General features: G+C 60.6%; 27 protein-coding genes, 1 tRNA gene and 2 pseudogenes. 12 read left to right on the forward strand and 18 right to left on the reverse strand.

The annotated features are described in order from the left end of the window. Positions 1 to 193 precede the first annotated feature (193 nt). Complete coding sequence (locus SynA1524_RS01880; protein WP_186498718.1) at positions 194 to 2164, forward strand: hypothetical protein; 1971 nt, start codon at positions 194 to 196, stop codon at positions 2162 to 2164. 241 nt (positions 2165 to 2405) lie between these two features. Here the strand turns inward: SynA1524_RS01880 and SynA1524_RS01885 are convergent, their stop codons facing one another. Continuing rightward, positions 2406 to 2579, reverse strand: a complete 174-nt coding sequence (locus SynA1524_RS01885; RefSeq protein WP_186498719.1) for a hypothetical protein — start codon at positions 2577 to 2579, stop codon at positions 2406 to 2408. A gap of 174 nt (positions 2580 to 2753) precedes the next feature. Then, positions 2754 to 4661, reverse strand: a complete 1908-nt coding sequence (locus SynA1524_RS01890) for a S9 family peptidase (RefSeq protein WP_186498720.1) — start codon at positions 4659 to 4661, stop codon at positions 2754 to 2756. A gap of 49 nt (positions 4662 to 4710) precedes the next feature. On the opposite strand from SynA1524_RS01890, the gene def reads away from it, so the two are divergent. The 3 genes from def (at position 4711) to SynA1524_RS01905 (ending at position 6129) form a co-directional block, all read left to right on the forward strand. Beyond that, positions 4711 to 5316, forward strand: coding sequence for a peptide deformylase (gene def / locus SynA1524_RS01895; protein WP_186498721.1), 606 nt, complete (start codon positions 4711 to 4713; stop codon positions 5314 to 5316). Between the two features lie 3 nt (positions 5317 to 5319). Continuing rightward, positions 5320 to 5517, forward strand: coding sequence for a hypothetical protein (locus SynA1524_RS01900; RefSeq protein ID WP_186498722.1), 198 nt, complete (start codon positions 5320 to 5322; stop codon positions 5515 to 5517). A 102-nt stretch (positions 5518 to 5619) separates the two neighbouring features. Then, positions 5620 to 6129, forward strand: coding sequence for a DUF3747 domain-containing protein (locus SynA1524_RS01905; protein WP_186499443.1), 510 nt, complete (start codon positions 5620 to 5622; stop codon positions 6127 to 6129). Between the two features lie 159 nt (positions 6130 to 6288). Here the strand turns inward: SynA1524_RS01905 and SynA1524_RS01910 are convergent, their stop codons facing one another. The 5 genes and pseudogenes from SynA1524_RS01910 to SynA1524_RS12920 form a co-directional block, all read right to left on the reverse strand. Beyond that, on the reverse strand, positions 6289 to 7317 hold the full coding sequence (locus tag SynA1524_RS01910; protein WP_286188627.1) for a type I restriction-modification system subunit M: 1029 nt from the start codon (positions 7315 to 7317) through the stop codon (positions 6289 to 6291). 272 nt (positions 7318 to 7589) lie between these two features. Then, positions 7590 to 7655: pseudogene (locus SynA1524_RS01915) on the reverse strand (DUF3104 domain-containing protein); the annotation flags it as partial. Between the two features lie 1193 nt (positions 7656 to 8848). Next, positions 8849 to 9074 (reverse strand): annotated as a pseudogene (locus tag SynA1524_RS01920) (DUF3104 domain-containing protein). 26 nt (positions 9075 to 9100) lie between these two features. Beyond that, positions 9101 to 10639, reverse strand: coding sequence for a recombinase family protein (locus SynA1524_RS01925; RefSeq protein WP_186498723.1), 1539 nt, complete (start codon positions 10637 to 10639; stop codon positions 9101 to 9103). A gap of 24 nt (positions 10640 to 10663) precedes the next feature. Continuing rightward, positions 10664 to 10789, reverse strand: coding sequence for a hypothetical protein (locus SynA1524_RS12920; protein WP_286188754.1), 126 nt, complete (start codon positions 10787 to 10789; stop codon positions 10664 to 10666). A 73-nt stretch (positions 10790 to 10862) separates the two neighbouring features. Here SynA1524_RS12920 and SynA1524_RS01930 point away from each other — a divergent pair, with 73 nt between their 5' ends. Genes SynA1524_RS01930 through SynA1524_RS01940 form a run of 3 tightly spaced genes read left to right on the forward strand, consistent with a single transcriptional unit; the run spans position 10863 to position 13424 of the window. Then, positions 10863 to 11204: a histidine triad nucleotide-binding protein gene (locus SynA1524_RS01930; protein ID WP_186498724.1), complete on the forward strand. Its 342-nt coding sequence runs from the start codon at positions 10863 to 10865 to the stop codon at positions 11202 to 11204. Positions 11205 to 11228: 24 nt separating this feature from the next. Next, positions 11229 to 13214, forward strand: a complete 1986-nt coding sequence (locus SynA1524_RS01935) for an ABC transporter ATP-binding protein/permease (RefSeq protein WP_186498725.1) — start codon at positions 11229 to 11231, stop codon at positions 13212 to 13214. Positions 13215 to 13223: 9 nt separating this feature from the next. Continuing rightward, entirely contained in the window at positions 13224 to 13424 is a 201-nt protein-coding gene (locus tag SynA1524_RS01940) for a CAB/ELIP/HLIP family chlorophyll-binding protein (protein WP_186498726.1), read from the forward strand. On the opposite strand, the gene SynA1524_RS01945 is transcribed toward SynA1524_RS01940, so the two are convergent. Next, on the reverse strand, positions 13425 to 13904 hold the full coding sequence (locus SynA1524_RS01945) for a TolB family protein (protein WP_186498727.1): 480 nt from the start codon (positions 13902 to 13904) through the stop codon (positions 13425 to 13427). Next, positions 13901 to 14344 (reverse strand): TolB-like translocation protein, encoded by a 444-nt coding sequence (locus SynA1524_RS01950; protein ID WP_286188719.1) that lies wholly within the window; start codon positions 14342 to 14344, stop codon positions 13901 to 13903. Before SynA1524_RS01950 ends, SynA1524_RS01945 begins: the two co-directional genes overlap by 4 nt. On the opposite strand from SynA1524_RS01950, the gene SynA1524_RS12925 reads away from it, so the two are divergent. After that, a complete protein-coding gene (locus tag SynA1524_RS12925) occupies positions 14279 to 14431 on the forward strand; it encodes a hypothetical protein (protein WP_286188628.1) in 153 nt (50 codons plus the stop codon). The two genes, SynA1524_RS01950 and SynA1524_RS12925, sit on opposite strands and share 66 nt — an antisense overlap. Before the next feature lie 2 nt (positions 14432 to 14433). On the opposite strand, the gene SynA1524_RS01955 is transcribed toward SynA1524_RS12925, so the two are convergent. Both SynA1524_RS01955 and psbX read right to left on the reverse strand, forming a co-directional pair. Next, positions 14434 to 15336, reverse strand: a complete 903-nt coding sequence (locus SynA1524_RS01955) for a Ycf66 family protein (RefSeq protein ID WP_186498728.1) — start codon at positions 15334 to 15336, stop codon at positions 14434 to 14436. 49 nt (positions 15337 to 15385) lie between these two features. Beyond that, positions 15386 to 15508: a photosystem II reaction center X protein gene (gene psbX, locus SynA1524_RS01960; protein ID WP_011127208.1), complete on the reverse strand. Its 123-nt coding sequence runs from the start codon at positions 15506 to 15508 to the stop codon at positions 15386 to 15388. 88 nt (positions 15509 to 15596) lie between these two features. Between psbX and SynA1524_RS01965 the strand changes: the two genes are divergently transcribed. Then, positions 15597 to 15917, forward strand: coding sequence for a YggT family protein (locus tag SynA1524_RS01965; protein ID WP_186498729.1), 321 nt, complete (start codon positions 15597 to 15599; stop codon positions 15915 to 15917). Here the strand turns inward: SynA1524_RS01965 and accC are convergent. Then, entirely contained in the window at positions 15910 to 17256 is a 1347-nt protein-coding gene (gene accC, locus SynA1524_RS01970; protein WP_186498730.1) for an acetyl-CoA carboxylase biotin carboxylase subunit, read from the reverse strand. The two genes, SynA1524_RS01965 and accC, sit on opposite strands and share 8 nt — an antisense overlap. Before the next feature lie 118 nt (positions 17257 to 17374). Here accC and SynA1524_RS01975 point away from each other — a divergent pair. From SynA1524_RS01975 to msrB, 3 genes are all read left to right on the forward strand, one after another. Further along, positions 17375 to 17456 (forward strand) — tRNA-Leu (locus SynA1524_RS01975). A 10-nt stretch (positions 17457 to 17466) separates the two neighbouring features. Continuing rightward, a complete protein-coding gene (locus SynA1524_RS01980) occupies positions 17467 to 18738 on the forward strand; it encodes a glycosyltransferase family protein (RefSeq protein ID WP_186498731.1) in 1272 nt (423 codons plus the stop codon). A 30-nt stretch (positions 18739 to 18768) separates the two neighbouring features. After that, entirely contained in the window at positions 18769 to 19164 is a 396-nt protein-coding gene (gene msrB, locus SynA1524_RS01985; protein ID WP_186498732.1) for a peptide-methionine (R)-S-oxide reductase MsrB, read from the forward strand. A 3-nt stretch (positions 19165 to 19167) separates the two neighbouring features. On the opposite strand, the gene SynA1524_RS01990 is transcribed toward msrB, so the two are convergent. The 6 genes from SynA1524_RS01990 to SynA1524_RS02015 all read right to left on the reverse strand — a co-directional run bounded on the left by SynA1524_RS01990 (position 19168) and on the right by SynA1524_RS02015 (position 25325). Next, complete coding sequence (locus tag SynA1524_RS01990) at positions 19168 to 19473, reverse strand: hypothetical protein (protein WP_186498733.1); 306 nt, start codon at positions 19471 to 19473, stop codon at positions 19168 to 19170. Positions 19474 to 19510: 37 nt separating this feature from the next. Beyond that, on the reverse strand, positions 19511 to 20518 hold the full coding sequence (locus SynA1524_RS01995) for a PRC-barrel domain-containing protein (RefSeq protein WP_186498734.1): 1008 nt from the start codon (positions 20516 to 20518) through the stop codon (positions 19511 to 19513). 36 nt (positions 20519 to 20554) lie between these two features. Then, on the reverse strand, positions 20555 to 24166 hold the full coding sequence (smc, locus tag SynA1524_RS02000; RefSeq protein ID WP_186498735.1) for a chromosome segregation protein SMC: 3612 nt from the start codon (positions 24164 to 24166) through the stop codon (positions 20555 to 20557). A 409-nt stretch (positions 24167 to 24575) separates the two neighbouring features. Continuing rightward, entirely contained in the window at positions 24576 to 24734 is a 159-nt protein-coding gene (locus SynA1524_RS02005) for a hypothetical protein (protein ID WP_186498736.1), read from the reverse strand. Continuing rightward, on the reverse strand, positions 24721 to 25212 hold the full coding sequence (locus SynA1524_RS02010; RefSeq protein ID WP_186498737.1) for a hypothetical protein: 492 nt from the start codon (positions 25210 to 25212) through the stop codon (positions 24721 to 24723). Before SynA1524_RS02010 ends, SynA1524_RS02005 begins: the two co-directional genes overlap by 14 nt. Beyond that, positions 25185 to 25325, reverse strand: a complete 141-nt coding sequence (locus SynA1524_RS02015) for a hypothetical protein (protein ID WP_186498738.1) — start codon at positions 25323 to 25325, stop codon at positions 25185 to 25187. Before SynA1524_RS02015 ends, SynA1524_RS02010 begins: the two co-directional genes overlap by 28 nt. Between the last annotated feature and the right edge of the window lie 452 nt (positions 25326 to 25777).

The raw sequence follows: 25777 nt of genomic DNA on the forward strand, positions 1-25777 counted from the left end.
AGTCTCCAGTCGTGCCTTGAATTGAGGCTTTGCTGAAATTTTATTCTGATAGCTGAAAGTCCAGCCTTTGAAGGTTGAATATCGAATAAATGAGGGGTGTCAATCTCTCTCTAAATTTTGATTTTCTGGTTCTCTTAATACATATATCTTTCAGTGTTATCGTGAGCCACTCTGTTTTTGGGTTGATCGCAGCATGGCCAGCGCTGATTACATTCCATCAGTTTTGCTTGGTCAGGCGGTGACCTCTGAGCCTGGTCGCTCCCGGTATGAGTGGCGTAATCAACGCTCTTTTACGGCGATTAAATCCGATGGATCAGTCGTGAGTTGGGGCAGTGTTTCAACCGATGGGAATGAGGACGTTATTCGCTATACGAAAGAAGGCCCCTTCCAGCAGGTGTTCAGCAACAGGCATGCGTGGGCAGCCATCCGCTCCGACGGGAAGCTGATCACCTGGGGGAATGGCGGTCGTGGTGGCGAGAAGCGCGACGCAAAAGATGACCTTCAGGATGGAGTCGTCACAGTTTTCTCAACAAGGCGGTCATTCTCCGCACTCAAGTCGGATGGATCAGTCGTGAGTTGGGGGCAAGATCTGGAAGGAGGGGATAACAGCCTTGTGGCCGAACAATTGACCTCCGATGTTGTGAACCTGTTCTCCACTGGAACGTCGATGGCGGCCTTGAAGTCGGATGGTTCTGTGGTGACTTGGGGGCTCTCAACAGAAGATCCCAGGTCTGAATCTCTTGGTGGTGATATTGATACTGGTTCGCCCCGTGGCGGCGACAGCTCTGAGGTGGCGGACCTGATTGATTCCGATGTTGTTGATGTTTTTTCGAGCCGTTATGCCTTTGCAGCACTGAAAAATGATGGGAGTGTTGTGGCATGGGGGGATCCCCTGAGAGGAGGTGATACTGGAGATGCTCAAAGACTTTTAAAAAAAGGGGTTCAATCCGTTGCTTCAACTGGGACATCCTTCGCGGCACTGAAGAAGAATGGTCGTGTGGTGACTTGGGGCGATCCCTGGCGGGGTGGGAGTAAGGATGTTGTTGATTTTCATACCTATCATTGGACTCTGATGGAAGATGAAAGTGAGCCTTTCATCATTGGTCGTGTCAAGAAAGAACTGCGTTCAGGGGTCACTGAAATCTTCTCAACTCGTTATGCCTATGCGGCTCTCAAGGGCGATGGCTCACTCGTGACCTGGGGTCTGCAAAAGGCTGGTGGTGATTCATCGGGTGTCCTTGATCTCCTTCAAGTTGGTGTGAAGTCAGTGGCGTCAACGCGCTATGCCTTTGCGGCTTTGTTGAAGGACGGTTCGATTGTTTCTTGGGGTGATAAGGATGCTCGTGTGATGGACAAGAAGACTAGAAAAGCTCTTGCCAATGGTGAGTTTGTCTCCATTGCCTCGAGCCGCTACGGCTTTGCAGCTTTGGCTGATGATGGATCTGTCGTCAGCTGGGGTTCGACGGGATCTGCGGCCAATAGCAAATACCCCATTGATACATCTTCCGTGGAAGAAGAGCTGTCTGGTGGTGTTGTTGAAGTCTTTTCGACGGGTTATTCCTTCGCTGCGCTCAAGGATGATGGATCTGTTGTGGCTTGGGGTGATGCTGCCAAAGGTGGTGACACCTCTTCAGTGCGAAGACAGCTTGCCTCTGATGTCGTCACGATTGCAAGCCCATTCACGGACGTTTCAACGTTCAAGTTGATCGGTAATGAAGTTACTTGCATTATTGATTTTGATCTTTCATCTGATGTAGATGCCGCTAATCATCTGATGCTTGGAGGACTTGCGCGGCTGTCCGGAAAAGGGAATGATCGCGCTAACAGGATTGTGGCTAACAATTCTGGAAATGAATTGTTTGGGCGCAGTGGTGCTGATTCTTTGATCGGTGGTGAAGGCGACGATGTCCTCCGCGGGGGTGCTGGTGATGATCTGATGAATGGTGGACGAGGTGCCGACCAATTCGAGATGTCGAAGGGTCAAGATCTGATTGAAGACTTTGAACCATCTGAAGGTGACCAAATCATCGTTGAAAATGAAGATTTGATTTCAATGACTCCAACTGCTGGCGGTTTGATGTTGACACGCGATGGTGAGGGGCATTCCTTAGTGCTGCAAGGTCTGACTTCCAGTGATGTGTCTGGCTACGACATCTTTGCCTGACTTCGCTCGTTGGTGAGATCGAGATAAGCGCTGAAAAAATGCTCCGTATCTTTAATCACGTCAACTTGTGAGACTTGGTTGCGAAATAAGTGCTCTTTTAGTCTAAAAACTGCCATTTGCCGAGAGGATCATGCGTTCCTGATATTCGGGTATGGGTTCGATTGTGTCCACCAGAACAACTTCATCTAAGTTGCTTTTAGGAATCCACTATCAATATTTTGCGCAATCTCAGCTGAGGCGTTCAGGCAGACAGCTGATTGTTGAACGACGAGTCTTCGTTTTGTTTGAGGGGCACGACGTTGTTGCTTGGGATGGCGTATTGAACCCAGCGATAGGAGCGCTCGCCTGGACGGGGTGCTTCGGCGACAGGCTCAGGGCTGTTGTAGGTGTTGCCGCGGTAGCGAAGAATGCGCATCGAGCTCTTGGTTTGAGTGAAAGCATCCCAGGCATGTCTCAGGTCGGGAGTTCAGGTGAGTACATGGTCATCGTTGCTACTGAGTGAACGAGGCAACCATGAGTTCTGCTGAAGGGCCTTGCTTTTTTAAGTCTCGCGTTAGCGAATATGAGTGGTAGCCCTGCCGGCCGCCTTTCATGGCTTGAGGTCGAGGTGGCGCCGAAAAAAGGATTCCGTCTGTTCCAGAACCTGGATCTGGGTTTCCTGGTTTCGGAATCCGTGCCCTTCGTCGTCGAACAGCCGCACCTCCGCCGGGATCCCACTGCTACGCAGGGCATCGGCCATGCGTTGGGTTTGTTCCGGTGGCACCACCTTGTCCTGCAGGCCCTGGAAGAACAGCACAGGGCAGGTGATCTGCTCGGCGTGAAGCAGGGGTGAGCGTTGCTCATAGCGTTCTCGCTCGGCGGGCCAATCGCCGACCAGGCTGTCCAGGTAACAAGCCTCAAAGCGGTGGGTGTCCTGGGCCATGGCTGTGAGATCACAGACGGCATAGCGGCAGGCGCCGGCGCGGAACACATCGCTGAAGCAGAGGCCCGCCAAGGTGGTGAAGCCACCGGCGCTGCCCCCTTCGATGGCGATCTGGTCGGGATGGGCGCGACCGGAGCTGATGAGGGCTTGGGCTGCGGCGGCGCAGTCCGCCACATCCACCACCCCCCAGCCGCCGTTCAGCCGTTCCCGGTAGGCCCGGCCAAAACCGGTGGATCCGCCGTAGTTCACGTCCACCACGCCCCAACCGTGGCTGGTCCAGTACTGAATCGCCAAGCTGAGGCCGCGGCGGGCCATCGCTGTCGGGCCGCTGTGGCTTTTCACCAACAGCGGCGCTGGTGTGGGTGGTTGTCCCTGGGGCGGGTAGTACCAGGCGTGGGTGCGTTGGCCGGCATGACCGGCGAACCAGATCGGTTCCGCCACGCTGATGTCGGCCTGGGCGATCGGCCTCTCCATCGCAGGGGTGTGGACCCAGGAGCATGGGGCTGTTGGAGACAGGGTCAGTTCCAGCAGCCCGGCCATGGAGCTGCTGTTGCTGGCCACGGCCACGGCGCGACCGTTGAGGGCCCGCAGCCCGGCCAGGTCGTCGAAGGGTTGATCGATGTAAGTAACCGTGCCGTCCAGGCTCAGGCGTTGGAGCGACCAGCAGCCATCAGCGCAGGTTGCAGCGAGAAGTTGTTCCCCATCCCAGGCCGTGGTGCTCATGCCGTAGATCCACTGCGGCATCGCGGTTTCTGCCGTCATCGGCCAGGGGGTCTCCCAGGTGGTGCTCCCTGGTCGCCGTCGCTTCAGGTTCCACCAACCCTCGCTGTCTTCCGCCACCAGCAGCGATCCGTCCTGCAGCCATTGGGGCTGGAACACTGACACCCCTTCACCGCCAGCAATCGGCCGCGCTTCACTCAGTTCGCCGGATGGGCTGAGATCGGCGCACCACAGTTCACTGCTCTGCCAGGGCATGGCCGGTTGCTGCCATTCCACCCAGGCCAGTTGCGTGCCATCCGCACTGAGACAGCCATAGCCGGCGAAGTCCGCCGGCTGATGCCGCAGCTCCGGCTCTTGTTCCGTTGCATCCATGTCGGCGCTCACCAGTTGATCCACGCCATTGATCTCGCGGATACCAAGCCAGCGGCGGCGCTTCAGATCCAGCAGGCCATCCGCCAGCTGCCAGTCGCCATCGCGCGTCAGCTTCAAAGGATCCATCAGTGGCTCAGGCCTGTTGTCCCCCAGCAGCGGGAGCCGCCAGTCCTGGCGCCACAGTGCTCCGTCGGCGATCCACACCAGCAGCAACGTTTCGCCATCCATGCCGCTGCACAACACGCCGCCGCCGTAGTCATGCACCCGGCTGCGCAGGCTGATCGGTGAAGGAGTGAGTTCCGTCGGACTCAGCTCCGCAGCGCCGAAGGGGCGGATCAGGGCCGTGGTGCGCCCTTTTTCCTGAGGTCGCTGTTCCAGCCAGATCAGCCAGATTCGCTGATCCGGCCCCTCCAGCAGTTGTGGCTCCTTAAGGCCAGGAAGCTTGCCGACGGCGATCGATGCCGGAAGGGGGGTCGGAGCCATACCTGCTGGATCGAGCCAATTACCATGCTGTATTAACGCTGGGGTGGTCTTGGCCGGGAGTTTTGCGCAGCTGGCCCGAGCGGCTGAACAGTCGCGGGACACGATGTTGGTTCCGAAGACGGCGCTCGACACCCCTCCGCTGGAGATTCACACCCTCGGAGCTGAAGTGTTGCGTCAGTCGGCCCGGCGCATAGGCAAGGTGACCGAGCAGACCCGCGAGCTAGCTCGGGACATGCTCAGAAGCATGTACACAGCCAAGGGCATTGGACTGGCGGCTCCGCAGGTGGGGATTCATCAGCAGCTGCTGGTGATCGACCTCGACCTGGAGAACGCCGCGACACCTCCGCTGGTGTTGATCAACCCTGAGATCAGTGCCGCCAGCGCAAGCATCGACACCTATGAGGAGGGTTGTCTCAGCATTCCCGGTGTTTACCTCGATGTGGTCAGGCCGACCGCCATTGAGCTCAGCTTCCGTGATGAGATGGGACGGCCGAGAAAGATGAAGGCCAATGGCCTGATGGCCCGCTGCATCCAGCACGAGATGGATCATCTCAAGGGTGTGTTGTTTGTGGATCGCGTCACCGATGAAGCCGGTCTTGAGAAGGAATTGAAGGATCATGGTTTCCAGAGCCAGCACGTTAAGAGCGTTTCCTGATCCATGCCGATGAAGCCCCTGGCCGGACTGTTCCTGGCCCTCGCCTGTGTTTTCGGCATCGCCAGCACCGGTTGCGTGTTCGAGCTGGCCTACGGCGATCCCGATCTTGGGGTCAGCACCACCAGCTGGATCCTGGCGGTGGCGGCTCCCGCCACCGTGGCAACCCTGATTGTTGCGATTCGCCTCAACAAACCGGCCTGATCGGGGGCGACTGACCGGCTCGGCACTTTTACGATCCGCCCAGCTCCGCTTCCGGCCGTGATCTCTCGCCTTCTGTCCGCTGCCGCCGGTCTTGCCTTCGGCATGGCTGCCGTATCAGCAGCCCAGGCCCAGGGATCGCTGTTCACGGCTGTGCCTGTGGACACCAGCAAGTTCATCCTGGTGTCGGCCCCGATAGGCAACGGCGAGCGCTCACAGCTCAATATCTACGAGCAGCGGTCTGAGAAGCGCCCCTGCTTCGCCGTCAGCGGCAGCTCACCCGCCATCGTCGATCCCTTGTTGTCGACCTTTGATTTCACCGGGATCTGTAACCGCTACATCGACGGCAACGGCTATTCCCTGCGCATCGGTGGCGATGACCTCGGCACCCGTTACCGCCTCATGGTGGTGAACACCGGCAGCGACATGGAGCTGCTGGCAGCACCGACAAGGGATCGCAGCCAACCCACCTTCCTTATTGCCAGCACCGGTGGTGCCGGCAGTGACTTCCTCAAATTTAACCTGGAGCCCGGCTGGACCCTGATGCGTCGTGCCTACGGCAAGAAGACCCTTGGCCACATCTACGTGTTCCGAGACAGCGCTCCAGCCCAGTGATGGTTGGCGGCATCAGGTGTTTTCACCCGTTGCCGCATCGCGTCAGCGTTTCCACACTGAAGCCAGTGATCATGAGGATGCGATGAAAGCGAAGGTTCTCCATTGGTTCCACTGGCTGGGTCAAGCGATGGTCCATGCCCTCGGTTCAGAGAAGGATCGTCACCTGCAGCCACCGTCTTGAGCCGGGCGCATTTTGCTGATCAGGTGCATCAGGAAAAGCAGTGAGCCATCACTGACCCTTGGCAGCCCTGGACCAAATCGTCCTGCGAAACCCATGGCCTTGTGTTCGGCTTCGATTTCCTTTTTGATCTTTTTCCACTCCACGCCAAACGGTGGGTTGGAGAGCATGTAGTCGTACTTCTCCTCTGAGAGCTGGTCGTCCGAGAGGGTGTTGCCGAAGCAAATGCTGTTGATGTCCTGCCCCTTGATCAGCATGTCTGCCTTGCAGATGGCGTAGGACTCGGGGTTGAGTTCCTGGCCAGACAGCACCAGGCGAGCTGAGCTGTTGTGGCTCACCAAGTGCTCCTCAGCCACGCTCAGCATTCCGCCGGTTCCAGAGGCTGGGTCGTAGAGGCTGCGGACGATGCCGGGCTGGGTGAGTGCCTCGTCGTCTTCGATGAAGATCAGGTTCACCATCAGGCGGATCACCTCACGCGGGGTGAAGTGCTCTCCAGCGGTCTCGTTGGAGAGTTCTGCGAACTTGCGGATCAGCTCCTCAAAGACCAGACCCATTTCGGCGTTGCTCACCGTTTCTGGGTGCAGGTCGATCTGAGAAAACTTCTCGGTTATTAGATACAGCAGGTTGGCTTTCTCGAGCCGGTCCACCTGGAGGTGGAACTCGAAGCTCTCAAAGATGTCCCGTACCGCAGGGCTGAAGGCTTGGACGTAGGAGCGCAGGTTCTCGCCGATGTTGTCCGCGTCACCCATCAGCCGCTGCATGTCCAGCGCTGAGCTGTTGCAGAAGAGATGGCCTGCCTTGCGCAGCATGAACGGCTCTGGGTCGAGCCCCTGTCCCTCTCTGAGGGCCTTCTCTTCTAAGACGTCTGCCTTGGTGGGCTCCAGGACGCAGTCGAGCCTTCTCAGGACGGTGAACGGGAGGATGACCTTGCCGTAGTCGCTCTGCTTGTAGTCGCCGCGTAGTAGGTCAGCAACGGACCAGATGAAGGCTGAGAGATTGCTGTCGGCCACACGTCAGAACGTCCTCAACAGGATTTTCAGCCAGTCCTGTCAGGAAGTCATCCCTCGTTTGGGGGATTTGTCGAATCTGGATCGAACTTCTGGTCCATCCGGGCAAAAATAAACCCCCGCCAAAGGCAGGGGTTCCAAAACGTCTCTCGAGAGTGTGACCTTGTTTCCACCTCGTGAGGCGTTTTTCCTCACTCAATCACGATGTCAATTGACTGGCACAGTGACAGTTGGGAGTGGACGCTTTGCCGGCTGTTTGGCTTGCTAGTGCAGGTTCACACTCTTGGAGCGATGTGAGTCACGAGGTCAGCGTTGACCCAGTTGATGACGCCGGTATCGACGTCTAGCCCCTACGAGTTACCTGCCTCTAGGGCCATCACTTGATCCATTCTCTTTTCCTCGGCAGTGAGGAAATCGGCCCACATGCCTATTAGGAAGCTCAGAGTCGCTAATGCCCGAACCTGCTCGTTCGAGCCAGGACGGGTGTATTTGAAGTCCTTGAACATGCGGTCAGCGGCTGATCGCTGTTCTTGGCATCGGGCATCAATAGACATTGTCAGGCCTCGAGTTGCGCCACGGTAGCCATATTTCGTTACATTCCGTAATGAACTTGCTTTCGGGTCTTTATGTCCATCTCCAGTCAAGACCTGATCGTCTTCTTCGCCAGCTTCGGCGTGGCTCTCGTCGCCCTGAACCTCTACAAGCTGTCTCAGCCTGCAAAGGGCTGAAAAAAGCGCTCCGGTTGCTCCGGATTTCCGGAGCAAAATGTGGAAAGCGGCCAAAAAGAAACCCCGGAGAGATCTCCGAGGTCTTTAATCCATTCGGCTGATCCCCATCACCCGGCCGGTCTCGACAAAACTAACCTCGTTGGACTCATTTGTGCCACAACTGGACGGTTCCACAATTGTGTGGTGAAAATCCGACCCGCGCCTCTTGACACCATATGTGGGGCTAGTCAGCACGAAGCAGCTGAGTCATATTTAGGTTTCCCCCATCACCCAGCCCGTTGTGCGAGTCACACCGGGTTTTTTTGTGCCCTGAAGCGCTAGGGATGGTGCTCTGGGCGGCTGTTGCGACCCGAAGACACAGTTTGGATCCACTGACCTTGTGGATAACTGAGGGCAAAAAGAAACCCCCGCCAAAGGCAGGGGCTCCGAAAACTCACGGGGTTGTGTCCTTGTTTCCAACCCGTGAGGTTTTTCCTCACGTCCAAAACCTAGCCAGATGAATGGCCATGCCAACTGTCACTGTGCCAGTTTTGGGTGACGCCTTTTGGCTTGTCCTAAGCGATCAAGCATCGACTTCTTTCTTGTCGCCCTGCTTTTCCATCATCTGCTCGGGGGTTGCTTCGGCTGACTTACTGGAGGAGCATCCGCCAGCGTTAGCCACGTTGGCGAAGGCGGCCAAAACCATGTCGCGATGATCACGGTGCCGCCAATGAAGGCGAAATTTGGGGACCGGTTCATGAGAAGTAGACCTAAGAGTCTGGTGCCCCTATCCACTCAAATCAGACCCTGGGGACGATGTGAGTCACTTAGTCAGCGTTGACCCAGTTGATGACGCCTGTATCGACATCAGCCCCTTGTAACAACGTTGGAACCCTTGGGTTTCTGGCACCGCCATCGACCCAGATAGATCACATCAGCCATCCGCCAGGCCCCATCCGTGTCAGTGACGATCACGGTCATGCCTGCTTTGACGCGCAGAAAGAGGGGATCTGACTTGGGCGCTGCAACGGCGCTCGCATGATCAACCGACATACCTTTCTTAAACTAGTACGCATGTACTAGCAGTGTGTGGACGTCTTGGGCAAGGGTGGAACCGTTAAAAGCTGCTTAAACGTCTGATCCTTCGCTTTGCCGAAGCCCCAGCCCTCCACTGAGATGGCCCTGCTCTTGCCGGGTCGACGGATGGCTTCGCTCACGTAGAGGAGCTTGAGCTCGCCACCTGCAGCCTCCGCTCGACAGAACTGCTTGAGCAGATTACGGAGCAGGGCCGGTTCCTTATCGATCAGGTCGGCTGCCGATTCCTGTTTGAAGCTCTGCACCTGTTGGATGAATGTCTCGACAGCGGTGGAGCTCTTGGCCTGGATCGTGCGGGCCAGCTCATCCCGCTTCTTGTCCAACACTTGCCGCAGGTCGGGGTCATCCATCGCCTCGAGTTGCTGAATCCTGTCCTTCAAGGCGATTTCTCCAGCGCTCAGCTCGTTTTGCTGGGCTGCCAGAACTTCCTGCATGCGGCACACCAGTTCAGCGGCATGCACCTGAAGCATGGTGAACATGGCAATTGCCGTCTCCCTGGCCCGCATCGTTTTGTACCGGGAAGGGCAACCCACGGCGATGCACCTGAGGCACCAGTAATCAGCACCTTTGCCTGGTTGGTGGTGGTGGAGGTTCCGGCCGCAGTCGCCGCATTGCACCAATCCAGTCAGGATCTTGGTGTCATGGCCCAACCCCCGGCGGTCTGGCTGCTTCCGTGCCTCATAGACGGAGTGGATGAAGGCCAGCTGCTCTCGCTTCAGCAGTGCAGGTTGAAACGGTTTGCCGTCGTCGTCGGTCCAGATGATCTCCTCAAAATCACCTGGCGGCCGTGACACCCTGAGCTTCTTGCCGGTCTTTAGATCGACCTCCTTCCTCTGCTGCCCGTAGACCCGAGCACCTGCGAGCGTCGGGTTTCGGATCCAACGCTGTAGTGAATAGTTGGACCCCCACCTGATCCCATGCTCACGATGAAACCAATCCACCAGGGCGCCGGTGTTGGGGTCCTTGAGGAACCGCTGGATTGCCTCCTCTGCGATGTGCCAGCTGGTGGGGTCGGGTTCATACCTGCTGCCGTCCTCACTGAAGACGTAGGAAAACAGCGGTTTTGAACCGAACGGTTTGCGCTGGTCGCGCCGGTGTTTGAAGCCAGCTTTCAGTCGTTCAGCCAGTCGATCGGTCTCAGCCTCTGCCCAGCTGATCAGCATGCGGGCCATGAACCTCCCACCTGAGGTGCTGAGGTCGAGGCTGTCGTCCAGGGCCACCAGGCTGGGGCTGTTGTCCTGGCTGAAATACCGGAGCAGCTCAGCGCCATGGCTGCTGCTGCGGCTCAAGCGGTCGAGGCGAGTCACGACGACCGTGTTCATCAAACCTGCACCACAGTCACGGATCAGGCGTGACAGCTCGGGTCTGTCGTCCTTGGATCCGCTATCGATATCGATGTAACGCAGTGGTTCGTTGCCCCCGTGGGCGGTTGCGGCGGCTTCTAGACGGGCGATCTGCTGCTCGAGAGCGTTCTCCTGCTCATCGGAGCCGGTGCTGACCCTGGCGTAGATCGCGACCCGCAACTCTTGAGCGCTACTGAATTGCTCTCAGGCTAATAGGTGTGGCCTCACCACCAGCTGAATCCCCGGCAGTCCGGGCGCCAGGTCGACTTCAACGGTGACGGGATGGGCCTGCAGGCCCTGCAGCGATGCACTGAGACAACGTGCCAGCATTCAGGAAGTGGTGTGATGCATGGGGTTGATGCCCCGCCTGTCACATCAGCAGCCCCCTCCTGATCTTTTCGACATGGCGGACGACACCATCTTTGGAAAGATCCTCAGGGGGGACATCCCCTGCGATGAGGTTTACAGCGACGATCGCTGCCTGGCCTTTCGCGACATCGCCCCCCAGGCCCCCGTGCATGTGCTGGTGATACCCAGGCAGCCGATTGAAAGCCTGCGCAGCGCTAGTAGCGGCGATGAAGCGCTGTTGGGGCACCTGCTGCTGGTGGCGGCCCGGGTTGCGCGGCAGGAGGGTCTGGAGGATTTCCGCACTGTGATCAACAGTGGCGCCGCCGCGGGGCAGACCGTGTTCCACCTGCATGTGCACGTGATCGGTGGCCGATCTCTGGATTGGCCGCCCGGTTGAGGTCAGCCTCGCCACAATGAACCCATGACGGTTTCTTCCATGGAGTCGCGCCAGGGTTTGCGCGGCCAGCTCAACAAGCTGCGCAACCTGGCCCAGCCTTTCTTCCTGCCCCTCGATCAGGCCAGCGGCTGGCAATTCGTTGGGTTGCTGGTGGCGCTGTTGTTCTGCGTCGGCGGGTTAGTGCTGGTGGCTCTCACCGGCCTGATTGGTCTGTTTGAACAGCTCTTGCCGGAGGTCACCGAGAAGTATTTCGGCGGGGTGTCCAGCACGATCGCCGGCATCTGGAGCAGCGCCTGGGGGGTGGTCTTCAGCGGTTTGTTCCTGATGGGAGGAGCGGCGTTCCTGGCGATGCGCCAACAGCTTCGCAACCGCCGCTGGCTGCACTGGCTGATGCTCGGCGTGATTGTGCTGATGTTGCTGACGGTCAATGGCATCAATGCCGGCATCGGCTTCATCGCGCGAGACCTCACCAATGCCCTGGTCGCCAAACAGGCAGATGGCTTCTACCGGATCCTGATCATTTACGCCTGCTGCTTTGTGGTGGCGTTGCCGATCCGTGTATCTCAGATCTTTTTCACATTGAAGCTGGGGATTATCTGGCGCGATTGGTTGTCCCGCAGCCTGATCGGGGACTACATGCGCAACCGCGCCTATTACGTCCTCAATCCCAACGATGAACAGGCGACGGATGTTGATAATCCAGACCAGCGCATCACCGATGACACCCGCTCTTTCACGTCTCAGAGTCTCCAATTCACCCTTGGAGTGTTCGATGCTCTGCTAACCTTTTCCCTCAACATTCTTATTCTCTGGAGCATCAGTACAACATTGACGCTGTCACTCTTCGGCTACGCAAGTTTTGCGACCGCAGTGCTGGTGATCTCTGGGCGCAAGCTGGTGAAAATCAACTTTGATCAGCTGCGCTACGAGGCTGATTTTCGCTACGGATTGGTTCATATCCGCAACAACGCCGAGTCCATTGCCTTTTATTCCGGTGAAGAGCCTGAGGCTGCTGAAACTGAGCGGCGTCTCGGCTCTGTTGTTCGTAATTTCAACCTTCTGATTATCTGGCGCGTCATCATCGATGTGATGCGTCGCTCGATCGGATATGCCGGAAACTTCTTTCCTTATCTGGTCATGGCTGTTCCCTACTTTGCAGGGGAGATTGATTACGGGGGCTTCATTCAAGCCAACTTCGCCTTCGGAATGGTGGAGGGATCGCTGTTCTACGTAGTGAATCAGATCGAGGAATTGGCGCAATTCACGGCTGGAATTTCTCGCCTTGAGGGATTCCAGAGTGAGGTGGAGCAGGTGAGCCGTGAAGCCAGGGGTGCTGACCCTGTGCAGCAGGGAGCTGAGTCGATCGTGGTGCGCCATGCCGATCTAACGCCACCCGGTGCTGATCAGCCAATCGTGCGGGATCTCAGTCTCAGCGTCGGCGAAACCGACAAGTTGCTGGTGGTGGGTCCCTCCGGCTGCGGCAAGACCTCATTGCTGCGGATGATCAGTGGTCTTTGGTCCCCCAGTAAGGGGGACGTTGAACGTCCACCCACAGGCGAGCTCCTGTTCATCCCCCAGAAGCCCTACATGCTGTTGGGGTCGTTGCGGGAACAGCTCTGTTACCCCACCGATGAAGGCCGGTTCAGTGACGACCAACTTCGCCATGTGCTGGATGAGGTGAATCTCAGCACGCTCTCGACCCGCTACCCCGACCTGGACGTCAAGCAGGACTGGCCTCGCATCCTTTCTCTTGGTGAGCAGCAACGCCTGGCCTTTGGCCGATTGCTGCTGAATGCCCCCCGGTTCGTGGTGCTGGATGAAGCCACCAGCGCCCTGGATGTGGCCACTGAGGATCATCTCTACGCCTTGCTGCGTCAGCGGGAACTGGCGGTGATCAGCATTGGCCACCGTCCCACCCTCAAGCAGTTCCACGATTCAGTGCTCGAGCTCAGCGGCAACGGTGACTGGCGGCTGATGTCGGCGACCAGCTATGACTTCGGGCGTTCCTGATCCGGCCGGATGACCTCCCCCAGCGAGACCCCTGCAACCGCATCGGTTCCGGAGACGTCCGCCACAACCAGCGATGTCCCCGCCTTTGGCTGGAGTGTTTATGCCGAGCGGGTGAACGGTCGGTTTGCCATGGTCGGCTTCACGGCAATTCTTGTGATCGAGGCGATCAGCGGAGACACTTTTTTGCATTGGGCCGGTCTGCTGCCCTGATCAGGGCAGGCGAATCAAATCCACCTCCCAGCGTCCGCCGCGGCTCACCTGCACCGCCAGCCGACGCCCATCAGCATTGAGGCTCACGGAACGCGGCACCCCTGGTGGCTCCAGCGGCAGCCGTTGCACCGTGCCCACATTGCGGCGATACAGCACCAGTTCGGTGCGTTCATTCCGCTGCTGCACCACCGCCAGGCGCATGCCATCAGCGCTGACGCTGACGCTGATCGGCTGGGCATCAGCGCGGTTGAGCCCCGGCAAGGGCACCGGTTGCCGTGACCCCAGATTCACTAGGTCCACCCGTTCCCGTCCACCCCGCAGGGTCAGGCTGGCCAGCCAGCGTTGCGCCAGGGCGGGGTCGCGTCGGCTGCTGGCGTTCTGACGCAGCAGACCGTTGAAATCGGGCAGTGGTGTCGGCCGCGGTCCACTGCAGCCCAGCAACAGGAGGGAGAGCAGCAGCAGCGAGGCGGTCGGCGTCATCGGGAGCTCTCCAATGGCGGCGTGTTGAGGGCCTGGCCGGCCGCACGATCCGGCTCAAGCACTTCGCTGAGATCGAGCAGTTCCACCCGCCACTGGCCCTGATCGGCCACCTGCAGGGCCAGGCGGCGGGCATCCGGCGCCAGGCTCAGGCGCACTGGATCCCGTCCACCGGGCAGTGGCAAGGGATGCAGCCGGCCATTGAGGCGGTCCAGCACCACCGCCAGCCGACGTTTGCCGCGTTGGGTGATCAAGGCCAGGTAGCGGCCGTTCCAGCTCAGGGAAGGTGAGCTATGGGGCTGATGGCGCCGCAATTGCGGCACCGGCCGGATGCTGCCGTCCTCTCCGCGCAGTTGCACCGTGGGGCGACCCTGGATATGGCTGATCACCGCCAGCAGGCGCCCGTCGCCACTGAGGGCGGGATCCTCCTGGCTGCGGTCGATCCAACCGGTTGCCGCTCGCTCAACCCGGCCGCTGCAACCCAGCAGGCTCGTGGCCAGCAGGAGCAGCAGCAGCGGCGATCGGACTGATGTCAGTCGTCGAAGCGGGAACTGTTGTCCCGGGGGCGAGATGTTGATCCGCTGCTGCGGGAACTTCGGGGGGCCGGGCGATTGCTGGCACTCTCTGGACGCCCTGAAGGTCTTTCGGACGTTGCTGTTCTTTTGGCACTGAAGGCAGCATCTTCAGCAGCGGGACGGTTGGGTTGAGCCGCAGTGCTGATTCGGGTCTCGGTCTCGGGTGCTGACTCGACGGCACTACGTCCCGCGGGTCTGCTGCCGCGGCGCTGGTCCTGTCGCTGGGTACGACGGTCACCAAAGTCGGAAGGTTTCTCCTGTGGCTCATCACCAGCCCGGAAACGGGCCATGCGGCGAGACCGTTCATCGTCTTGACGGGCCCAGCGTTCTTCGGGGCGTTCGTCATCACGACCACGGCGGCTTTCAGCCTGTTCCGGAATGGCAGCGCGGGAGGTGGAGGTACGACGCGGTCGGTAGCTCTCGTCCACCGGCTCCTCCTCGAAGCGCTCCTCACGTCCGCTGAAACGCCTGCGCAGCGGTTGGGGTTCGTCAAAGCGGTCGTATCCATCGTCCCAGCCACCTCTTAAGCCCCCCGGTGCCTCCCGTGGTGGTGCTGGTTCGTCATCGAAATAGGCGGACCGTCGGGCTTGTTCCGTTGCCACACCGCGCAGGCGAACGCTTTCGTACGCGAAAAACACGGTGGTTCCCGCGAGTAGGAACTGGCCAAACTGAAGAATTGGATCAAGGCGCCAACCCTGGAAGAACAGGATGCCTCCGCACAGCAGACCGATGGCTGCAAAGAAAACGTCGTAATCCCGCGCCAAGGCAGGCTTGAACGAGCGCATGAAGTACAGCATCGCCCCACCAACGGCCAGCACGATGCCGACGATGCTGGCCCAATTCAGACTGGCGTTAACCAATGAAGCGCCTCCTCAAGACTTTCAGTTTACGAGGGGCGCCAGGGTTGGGTCAGAGCTTGCGATCGAGGCGGTCGGTCTGGCTGATCAGGATCAGGCCGATGGTGGCGGGGACCACAACGATCAAACCTCCCCACACGAGGCTGCTCAGGAAGTTGGAGAGGGAGGGGGTCATGGCGTCGGAGCCGTCGAGTTCTATGCCACAAAGATCCTAGGGATCAAGACCCGCTTTCTACGATGCCGGTCCCAATGCTTTGAGCTTTGTGACGCCCTCGCTGCTTCAGGTGCTTCCCGTCGTTCATCTGGTCCTGGGGTTGCTGCTGGCGGCGCTGACCCTGGCGTTCCTGCTGCGGATCGTGCTCACCTGGTATCCCCAGGTGGACCTGAAGCAAGGTGCCTGGCCCTTGATTGCCTGGCCCACCGAGCCGGTGCTGTCACTCACCCGTCGGGTTGTGGCCCCGATCGGCGGAGTTGATGTCACCCCGGTGATCTGGGTTGGATTTTTGAGCCTGCTGAGGGAGCTGCTCGTGGGGCAGCAGGGACTGCTCTCCCAGGCACTGATGCGCTCTCAGGCGATCAGTTGAGCATGTCCTGCTCGACGAACTTGGTGTGGACGTCGCCGTTAATGAACTCCGGGCGATCCAGCAGGGCCAAGTGGAATTCCACCGTGGTGGGAATCCCGGTGACGGCGCATTCATTAAGGGCACGTTTCATCCGCGACAACGCCATCTCGCGGTTGCGACCCCAGACGATCACCTTGCCGATCAGCGAGTCGTAGAAGGGCGGGATGTCGTAGCCGGTGTACACGTGGCTGTCGACACGGACACCCGGACCACCCGGAGGCAACCAGCCGGTGATGCGCCCAGGTGCCGGTCGGAAATTGTGGGTGGCGTCTTCGGCATTGATCCGGCATTCGATCGCATGGCCGGAGAGGTTGATCTCTTCCTGCTGAACGCTGATGGGCTCGCCACCGGCAATGCGCAGTTGCTCGGCGATCAGGTCGATCCCTGTCACCATCTCCGTGACCGGATGCTCCACCTGGATGCGGGTGTTCATCTCCATGAAATAGAACCCACCGCTGCGGTCGAGCAGGAACTCGACAGTGCCAGCGCCTTCGTAGTTGATGCTTCGGGCTGCGGCCACGGCCGCTTCGCCCATGCGACGGCGTAGATCAGGATCCAGGGCCGGGCTGGGGGCTTCCTCCAGCAGTTTCTGGTGGCGTCGCTGAATCGAGCAGTCCCGTTCGCCGAGGTGAACGACATTGCCGTGGCGATCCGCAAGCACCTGCACTTCCACGTGCCGGGGGCGATCAATGAATTTCTCCATGTACAGCCCGGGATTGCCGAAGGCGGCTTCCGCCTCGCCCTGGGCGGCCTTGAACAGATTGTTCAGCTGGTCCGGGCTCTGCACCAGACGCATGCCACGACCTCCGCCGCCGGCGGTGGCTTTGATCATCACGGGATACCCCATCTGCTCCGCCAGCACGGCGGCATCCTGTGGTCCTGCCAGCAATCCCTCGCTGCCGGGAACGGTTGGAACGCCCACCGCCTGCATGGTGGCCTTGGCGGTGGATTTGTCCCCCATGGAGCGGATCGCGTGGGGGGAAGGACCGATGAAGGTCAGGCCGTGGTCGCCGCACATCTCGGCGAATTTGTCGTTTTCAGCCAGGAAGCCGTAACCGGGATGGATCGCGTCAACCCCGCGGGAGGTGGCGGCGGCCAGGATGTTGGGAACGTTGAGATAGCTCTTGCTGCTCAGGGCGTCGCCGACGCAGACCGCTTCATCGGCCAGCTGAACATGAAGCGCGTCCTTATCGACCGTGCTGTACACGGTCACGGTGGCGATGCCGAGTTCGCGGCAACTGCGCAGGATCCGGAGGGCGATTTCGCCGCGGTTGGCGATCAGCACTTTGCCGATGGGCATCCCGCAGCAGTTCAGGCCTGATGGCGGATCGTATCAGCGACGACCGGGATGGTCTGGGCCCTGACCCCCGGTCGGTATGATCACTCCTCGACAAAGCCCGAGCGGCTGAGTCGACCACGCGGATGTGGTGGAATTGGTAGACACGCACGTTTGAGGGGCGTGTGGCTTCGGCCTTGCGAGTTCAAGTCTCGCCATCCGCACTCCATTCCCTTGGCCAGACCTGCGACCGACGATCCCGGGCCTGCCGTTGTCATTGTCACCAACGGACCAGGAGAACTGACGACCTGGGTGCGTCCGTTGGCAGAACGCCTTCACGCCACCCTCCCCCTGAGGCCGAGAACGTCGGGAACTGCCGCGAGCCTGCAGTTGGTACTGGTGCCCTGTCCCAATGCCACCGGTCAGGAACGGGCGGCGGCCGAGCCCTGGAACCTGTTTGAACGCATCACCCCGGCGGCGCGGTTCTGGGACCTGCTGCTGCGACCTGGGCGCTACGGCCCCTGGCCTCAGCGAGGGGTTGTGGTGTTCCTGGGAGGCGATCAGTTCTGGACGGTGCTGCTGTCGGCACGTCTGGGGTATCAACACATCACCTATGCGGAGTGGGTGGCGCGCTGGCCCGGTTGGAACGATCGGGTGGCCGCGATGTCGGAGGCGGTGCTGCAGCAGCTGCCCCGCCGCTTCCAGCCCCGCTGCCGGGTGGTGGGTGATCTGATGGCGGATCTATCCACGTTTGCTCGGCAGGCCACCCCGTTGCCGGAGGGGCAATGGATCGGTTTGCTGCCGGGCTCCAAGCCGGCGAAGTTGAGCATCGGCATGCCGTTTCTGCTGGAGACGGCGGATCGCCTGGCGCAGCGGCGTCCCGGTTGCCGCTTCCTGTTGCCGGTGGCGCCGACCACCAACCTGGGGGAGTTACTGCGTTTTGCCGGAGAGGCCAATCCCATTGCCCGCGCTTACAGCGGTGCCGTGGTGGATGTCAGCGATGGGGTGCTGCGGACCCAGGCCGGCACTTGCATCCACCTCATTGAGCAGCACCCTGCCCACGGTCCCCTCAGCCAGTGTCAATTGGCCCTGACCACCGTTGGCGCCAACACGGCGGAACTGGGAGCACTGGGGGTGCCGATGATCGTGATCGTGCCGACCCAACACCTGGAGGTGATGCAGGCCTGGGATGGAGGCCTGGGTCTGCTGGCCCGTCTGCCCGGTCTGCGGCGGATCATCGGTGTGTTGCTCTCCCTCTGGCGGCTGCGCAACAACGGATGGATGGCCTGGCCCAACATCAGTGCCGGTCGGGCGGTGGTGCCCGAACGGGTCGGGGCCATCACACCCCAGCAGATCGCAGCGGAAGCAGCGGAATGGCTGGCAGCACCGGAGCGATTGCAAGGCCAGCGCGCTGACCTTCAGGCTTTGCGAGGCCGACCCGGTGCTGTTTCGGCTCTGGCGGAGGAGGTGCGCCAGTTGCTGCCTCGCCAGTTGGACTCTGCCTAGGGTTTGACAGCTTTTTGCCTGAGGTGTCCGATGTCCGAGCGGATCGAACGCTCCCCTGAGGAGTGGAAGCAGACGCTTTCTCCGGAGCAGTTTCAGGTGGCCCGCTGCGGTGGCACCGAACGGGCCTTTACAGGGGCTTACTGGAACAAGAAAGACAGCGGCACGTACCACTGCGTCTGCTGCGACGCACCGCTGTTCAGCTCGCAGACCAAGTTTGAGTCGGGCACCGGCTGGCCCAGCTTCTGGGATGGGGTTTCCTCGGAGGCCATCACCACCAAGCAGGACCTGAGCCACGGCATGGTGCGCGTGGAGATCAACTGCGCCCGCTGCGATGCCCACCTCGGGCATGTCTTTCCCGATGGGCCCGCTCCCACCGGTCAGCGTTACTGCGTCAACAGTGCCTCGCTGGATTTCAAGGCCAGTTGAACCTCAGGGCTGCCAGTGCAGCTGCCCGGTGCCGCCGTTGCAGTAGTTGGTGGCCTTGTTGCGTTCACTGACGCGCACGTCCTGACGGATCTGGCCATCGCTGAGACGATGGCCACTGAGGACCTGGCGGTAGCGCTGTTCCACGCAGCGTTCCAACCCATCGGGCTTGGCAAAGCTGTAAGCAATCAGGCTGAGCAGAATCAAAACTCCGCCGCGGTACAGCCAGGTCCAGGGCTTGTGCCCTGTTGGCGTGGGGGCAGGGACCGCACGCAGACGCCGCTCAGGTCGTCGGACTGGCGGAGACGTCACGCAGGTGTTGGGTGATCACCCGCGAATTACACCGTCCTCACCAGGGGTCGTCGAGGTCGTCGTCAGCAGCTGTCGGCCGGCTGCGGCGCTGCGGTTGTTCGCGATCCATCTGTTCCCTTGCCATGGGTTCACCATCCATGGGTTCAACATCCATGGGTTCAACATCCATGGGTTCACGCTCGGGTGGCATGACGCGGCGCGACACCGGCATCGAGCGGCGCGGCAGCGGATACGGATCCTCAGGCTCCTGATCGAGATAAAGGCGCTGAGGCATCTCGTCGCGGCGCCGCTCCTCCAGCTCCACGTATTCCATGTCCTCCTCCGGCTCGAAGCGGGCGGTCTCGGCAGCGGTCAGCCGCCGTTGTTCCTCCTCCACCGGCTGGCCGGAGCTCAACTGGTTCTCCACCGGCACCAAATTGACGCGATAGCGCTCCCGCTCCTGCTCCTCCCAGCTCGGTCCACCGACCCCAAGCTTCTCCAGAACGCCGCTGTTGAGCTGCTTGAGTTTGTCTTCGGCGCCCTCGTAAACAATGATCCGATCCGGGCCGCTGCTGACGATCTCCTCCACCGGCATTTCCCAGGTGCTGAGAACGCCTTCCCCCAGCAGGGGCACCCCCAGGGCACCCATCACCAGGGTGGTGAGTTCACCGGTTTCAATATCGAAGGCGAAACCGAGCACCCGGCCGAGCTGCCGGCCGGATTCGGTGATTACCTGGCAATTGATCACTCGGCTGTAGCGCTCAGGATTGAAGCCGTCGCTCAGGGAATCGGCCGAATCCACCAGGATCACATCCCCCACCTGACGGATGCGGTCCAGCGGCATCCAGCGGGGTAGACCCGGAAGAAAGCGGGTCAAGCGGTTGTCACGCAGTCCGACGGCCACTACTTCGCGGCGGTCGATGTCGACGATTACCTCGCCGACGACCCCCAGTCGCCGGCCTGTGTCGCGGGTGATCACCTGCGTTCCCATCAGCTCCGAGCGCAACCACAGGCGGTCGCTGGGCACCCCGGTCTGGGCGTCGTTCGCGGGAGGGGTCAGACTCATCGCGTCATTGTGACGTAGGGCTTCTGCTCTGCCAGTTCAGGCGGCATCGGGAAGTCCGACCACCTGGGTGTGTGCGCCGCGGGCCTGGGTCACTCCGATGGTCCGTTCCGCCGCCGCAATCATCGGTCGACGGTGGCTCACCACCATGAACTGGGCCTGTTCGGCCTGGGTGGCGATCAGAGCGGCCAGGCGCTCCACATTCACGCCATCAAGAAAGCTGTCCACCTCATCTAGGGCATAGAAGGGGGAGGGGCGGAAACGCTGCAGCGCAAATAGAAAGCTGAGGGCGGTGAGAGATTTCTCTCCTCCAGACATCGCCGCCAGCCGACGCACCGCTTTCCCCTTGGGATGGGCCACCAGGGTCAGGCCTCCCTCGAGGGGGTCGTCGGGATTCTCCAGTTGCAGGTGGCCGTCGCCATCGGAAAGGGAGGCAAAAATCTCCCTGAAATGGCCGTCCACGGCGGTGAAGGCCTCCATGAAGGCCTCCTGGCGCAGGGTGGCGACGGTTTCGATCCGCAGCAGCAGCTCTTCCCGTTCGCTGTTGAGCACCTCCAGCCGTTCGTTGAGTTCGGCCAGCCGTTGCTCGAGGGCCTCCAGTTCCTCCAGCGCCAGCATGTTCACCGGCTCCAGCGCTTCCATGCGTTGCTGAATCGCCTGCAGGTCGGCCTGCAGGGCTTCCAGCCCTGCAAGTCGTAGCTCCTCGGGAATTTCAGGGCGGGGATCCGGCAGGGCCTGCTCCATCTCCTGCAGCCTTACGGCGCCACTGCGCTGCTCTTCGATCAGTCCCTCGAGTTCCTCCCGCAGCCGCTCCAGGTTCCATTCGGCCTGCTGCAACGCCTGCCGTTGGCTGCCCACCTCCGCCTCAGCGGCATCCCTGGCACGGCGCTGCTCGCCGAACCGTTCTTGCAGATCGGACTGTTGTTGCTGCAGGGAACTGCGCTGTTGTTGCAGCTGTTGCTGTTGCTCGCGCCAACTGGTGTGGGTTGCGGCCAGGGCCTGAACAGCCTCTTGCAGCCGGCGCTCCTCCTCCTCAAGGGTCTGGCGCTGATCCCCCAGACGTTCGATCGCCAGCTGCCGTTCGCGTTGGGATTGCAGCAGCGCGTCCCGTTCCTTGCGGGCGCTGTCCAGGCGGCCATCAGCCGCCTCCAGATCCTGCTGCAGTTGCTGCCAGGCGCCGGCATCGTCATGGCCGTCGCTGTTGCGTTCTGCGGCTTCCAGCTGGTGCAGTTCCTCCTGCAGTGGCGACAGCTGCCGTCCGATCACCGCCAGCCGTTGCTGCTGACCGCTCTGCTCCTGCGACAGCCGGCTCAGGCGTTCAGCCCGCTGCCGGCTGCGTTCCAGCAGGGGGCCATGGTTGCGGCGGGCGGCATTGCGTTCGGCCACCAGGGCGGCCTGGCGTTGTTCCAGCTCCCGCAGTTGCGGTTTATGCTGCTCCAGGGTCTGGGCCAGCTTTGATTCCTCACGGCGGCAGGCGGCCAGGGTTTCCCCCAGTTCCAGCAGGCGCCTCCGCAGCGGTTCTGCTTCGTCTTGATCGCTGCTGCGGCCAAAACTCAGTCCACCGCTGCGTGTGGACAGGCTGCCGCCGGTCATGGCGCCGCTTTTCTCCAGCAGCTCACCATCGATGGTGACGGCGCGGCTGCGGCCGAGTTGCTGACGGGCACTGCTGAGATCGCTGAACACCACCGTGTCGCCGAAGACGTAGGCAAACACCTGGTCGTAGACGGGTTCAAACCGCACCAGGTCCACGGCGCGGCCCACCAGGCCATTGCTGTTGTCGCCTTCGCCGGCGCGGGGCCCCCGGGCGAAGGCGGCACCGCTGTTGCCACCGCCTGGGGCGCGGATTTTGTTAAGGGGCAGGAAGGTGAGCCGGCCGGCACGGCTGCTTTTGAGTAACGCGATGGCCTGGGCGGCGATGCGGTCGTCATCGACCACCACCTGGCCGAGACGAGCACCGGCGGCCACTTCCAGGGCGAGTCGGTGACGGTCATCGACTTCCCCCAATTGCGCCACCGGGCCATGAATGCCGTCAAGACCGGCCTCCAGCAGCAGGCGCAGGGCGCCAGTGCCGCGGCTCTCTTGAAGTGCGTCGCGGCGGCTCTCCAACCGAGCGATCTCCCGTTCCAGCCGGGTCTGCTCCTGCTCCAGTCGCGATCGGGTGCGCTGTTGGATCGCCAGGGAGTCTGCGGTCTGCTGCAGCGCCTGTTTCCCGGACGAGAGACTCTGCAGCAGGGTCTGCCAGTCCTGCTCCAGCTGCTCCAGTCGCTGCTGCACCGCCTGCTCGTCGTTGCCGTCCAGCTGTTGCTCCTGCTGCAGTTCCGTCAGCCGTTCCGCGTCCTGCCGCAGCCGCTCCTGCAGTTGCTGCTGTTCCTCCAGCAGCGGTGCCAGGGCGACCTGCAGCTCCTGGCGACGGCCGCTTCGTCGTTTCTGCTCCTCAAGCCAGGCACCGGAGCGGCCGGCTACATCACCGAGGCGCCGCCTGGACACCTCCACCGCTGCTTCCGCCCCCCGACAGGTGGCCTCGGCAGCAGCCAGAGCGTCCTGATCGGGATCTTGCTCAAGCTCGCGTGACTGGTGCAGCCAGTCCTGGCGGCGGTTGGCCAGGTCATGGCGCAACCCTTGCAGCCGCTGTCCTTCCTCCTGATGGCGGCCAGCCTGCCGTTCCAGTTCCCGGGCGCTGGTCTCCAGACCTTTCAGCTCGGCCTGAACAGCCAACAGCTGATCTTCCCCCAGGGCTTTCACCTGCTCCTGCAGGGTTTGCAGTTCGGCGCTGGCCTTGCTGAGACTTTCCTTGCCGCTGGCGATTGCCGCAGCATCCCGTTGCTCCTGTTCTTCGAGGGCCTGCTGACGGCTGGCCAGATCCTTGAGCGCTTGGCCTGCCGCTTCGAAGGCCAGCACCATCTCCTGACGGCGGCCCAACTGAAGCCGTTCCCGCAGTTGCTGGTACTGCCTGGCCTTGGCGCAGTCTTTTTCCAGGCGCTGGCGACTGGCCAGCAGTTCCTGTTCGATGATCCGGCAGCGGTCCTGCCGCTCCTGCACGTCGTCGAGCTTGCGGCGGGTCTGCTCGATGCGGCTGTCGAACAGGGCAACACCGGCCAGTTCGTCGATGAGGCCGCGGCGGTCGCGGTTGCTCATCGAGACGATGCGGGTCACATCGCCCTGCATCACCACATTGCTGCCTTCGGGGTCGATGCGTAGCCGCCTCAACTGGGTCTGCAGCTGCTGCAAGTTGCAGGCCACCCCATCGGCGCTGTAGCTGGAGCTGTACGAGCCCCCAGGCATCACCCGCAGCTTGCGGCTGACTGTCCATTCGGTTTGCCCCTGTTTGATCCAGGGACCCTCCTCCGGCGCCTCGAGACCGTCTTCAGCGGCATCCGGCTGCCAGTCGCTGAGGTCGAAGCGGACGCTCACCGTCGTCTCGGCGGCCTTGCCCGCCTTGAGCACGGCGCTGTTGATCAGATCCGGCAGACGATCTGCGCGCATCCCCCGGCTGGTGGCCAGGCCGAGGCAGAACAGGACGCCATCAAGAATGTTGCTCTTGCCCGAGCCATTCGGTCCCGTCACCACGGTGAACCCCTGCTCGAGGGGGATCGTCATCGCCCCACCGAACGACTTGAACTGCGTCAGCCCGACCTGATTGATGTGAACCAACAGGAACGGGGGCTGTCAGCGAGCTGAAAGTAGCGGAGCTGACGAAAAGCTCAAGGGTTTGACAAACGGCAGCGGCCTTTGTTGATTTGCAGGCGTCCTTCAAGATCTCCGCTCAAAATCACGTTCACGGCTGCGGTCACGTCGTCTGGGAGAACTCCGCTGTACTGGCCTGAACAGATTCGCTCAGCCCATCCGCGGTTTCCCGAGACCGCGGCACTGCGGGGCTCCAGCCAGAGCAATCGATGGGGTGGCAGAGGGACAGCCTCCTGAGATGCGCCACCTGCATGGGGCAGTTGTGGTATTCGCCAAGTTCGGCAATTCTCAGCATCTTCCAGAAGAAGATCGATGTGGGTCCCTAGAGGATCATTCGGTGCGTCTGTATGAAGCAACAGGGAGTAGCGCGGCATAGTCAGGCCAGGGCCAAGGTTGTGTGCACCAAGGTGTAGTACCGATCACCCAAGACGGATTCACTCTCCGAAAGAACAAGTTGCCACTGGTTGGGGCCTATCGCCACTCCGGTGGGGTCGAGGTAGCTCTTTCCCGCGGGAGCAAGGTTATTGGTTTGCACGTTCCAGGAAAGTCCATCGCTCGAGGTGCCGACATATGCCCTGGGATCGACTGGGGATCGTTTCAGGTGAGGATGACATGACAGCCAACCAGTCACCGGCTTCGGCCTTGAGCACTTCGAAATCCACGTAGCCGCCGGTTGTTCTGCTGCCGCTATCACGCAGGAACGATGTTCCAGAGGCGTCCGTGGACGTGGCGCTGACGATGATTTCATCGGCCTGCACAGCCTGGTTGGGGTCTTCCACCCAGTAAAGACGGACGCGTCCATCCGGAAGACGGACGGCGTCCGGCACTCCCCAGGCCAAGGCGCCTTGATCAGAAAACCCGGTTGCGACGCGATTGCTCAGACTGAGGCCATCGTCACTGATGTCAGCACTGAAAATTTCCTTAAAATTCGTCTGGGGATTGAGTTCTACGTAGAAGGCCCGGCGTTCTCCGGCAGCGTTGGTGATTACTGTGAAGTCAGCAGCGCGGTCCATGCTTCCCCGGGGATGAGGGTGAAATTGTCGCTGAGATCGGCAACGGTGAGACTGCCATCGGCGGCATAGGACAGGCGATACCCAGTGGAGGTTTGTTCCAGGTGGGGGCTCACACCTGCTGCCCCGAGGGACTGGAGACGTCCGAGGCTCCAACTGGGCTCGGATAGTTCATCAACCTCCAGCTTTTGTGTCTTGGGCTTGAGTTTCAGATGCTGCGATTTTTTCTGGCTGTTGAGTTTGAAGTTGAAGGCCTGACTGTCTGGTGCGAGGTCATGCCGAATTCCCCTGCGTGTGAAGTTGGCTTCTTCGCCATTGCTGTCAATCAGGTTGGTCTGGATGGATGTCTTTCCCCTTGATTAAAATGGCGATTGATTGAGTTTCAGGTTGAAGCGATTTTTTATGATGTTGTCTGCCTTTGCGATGATTGTTCCATTGCTATCTTGTAATTCTATTGTTAAGCCTTGACACCTTCTGAAGCCTTTGATAGTAGCTTTGATTCTCATGGTGTTTTGAGAAACGTTCGCTGAATAATTATAAGCAAAATCAAAATAAAGTGATTACTATC

Source organism: Synechococcus sp. A15-24 (genome assembly GCF_014280195.1).
GTDB lineage: Bacteria > Cyanobacteriota > Cyanobacteriia > PCC-6307 > Cyanobiaceae > Parasynechococcus.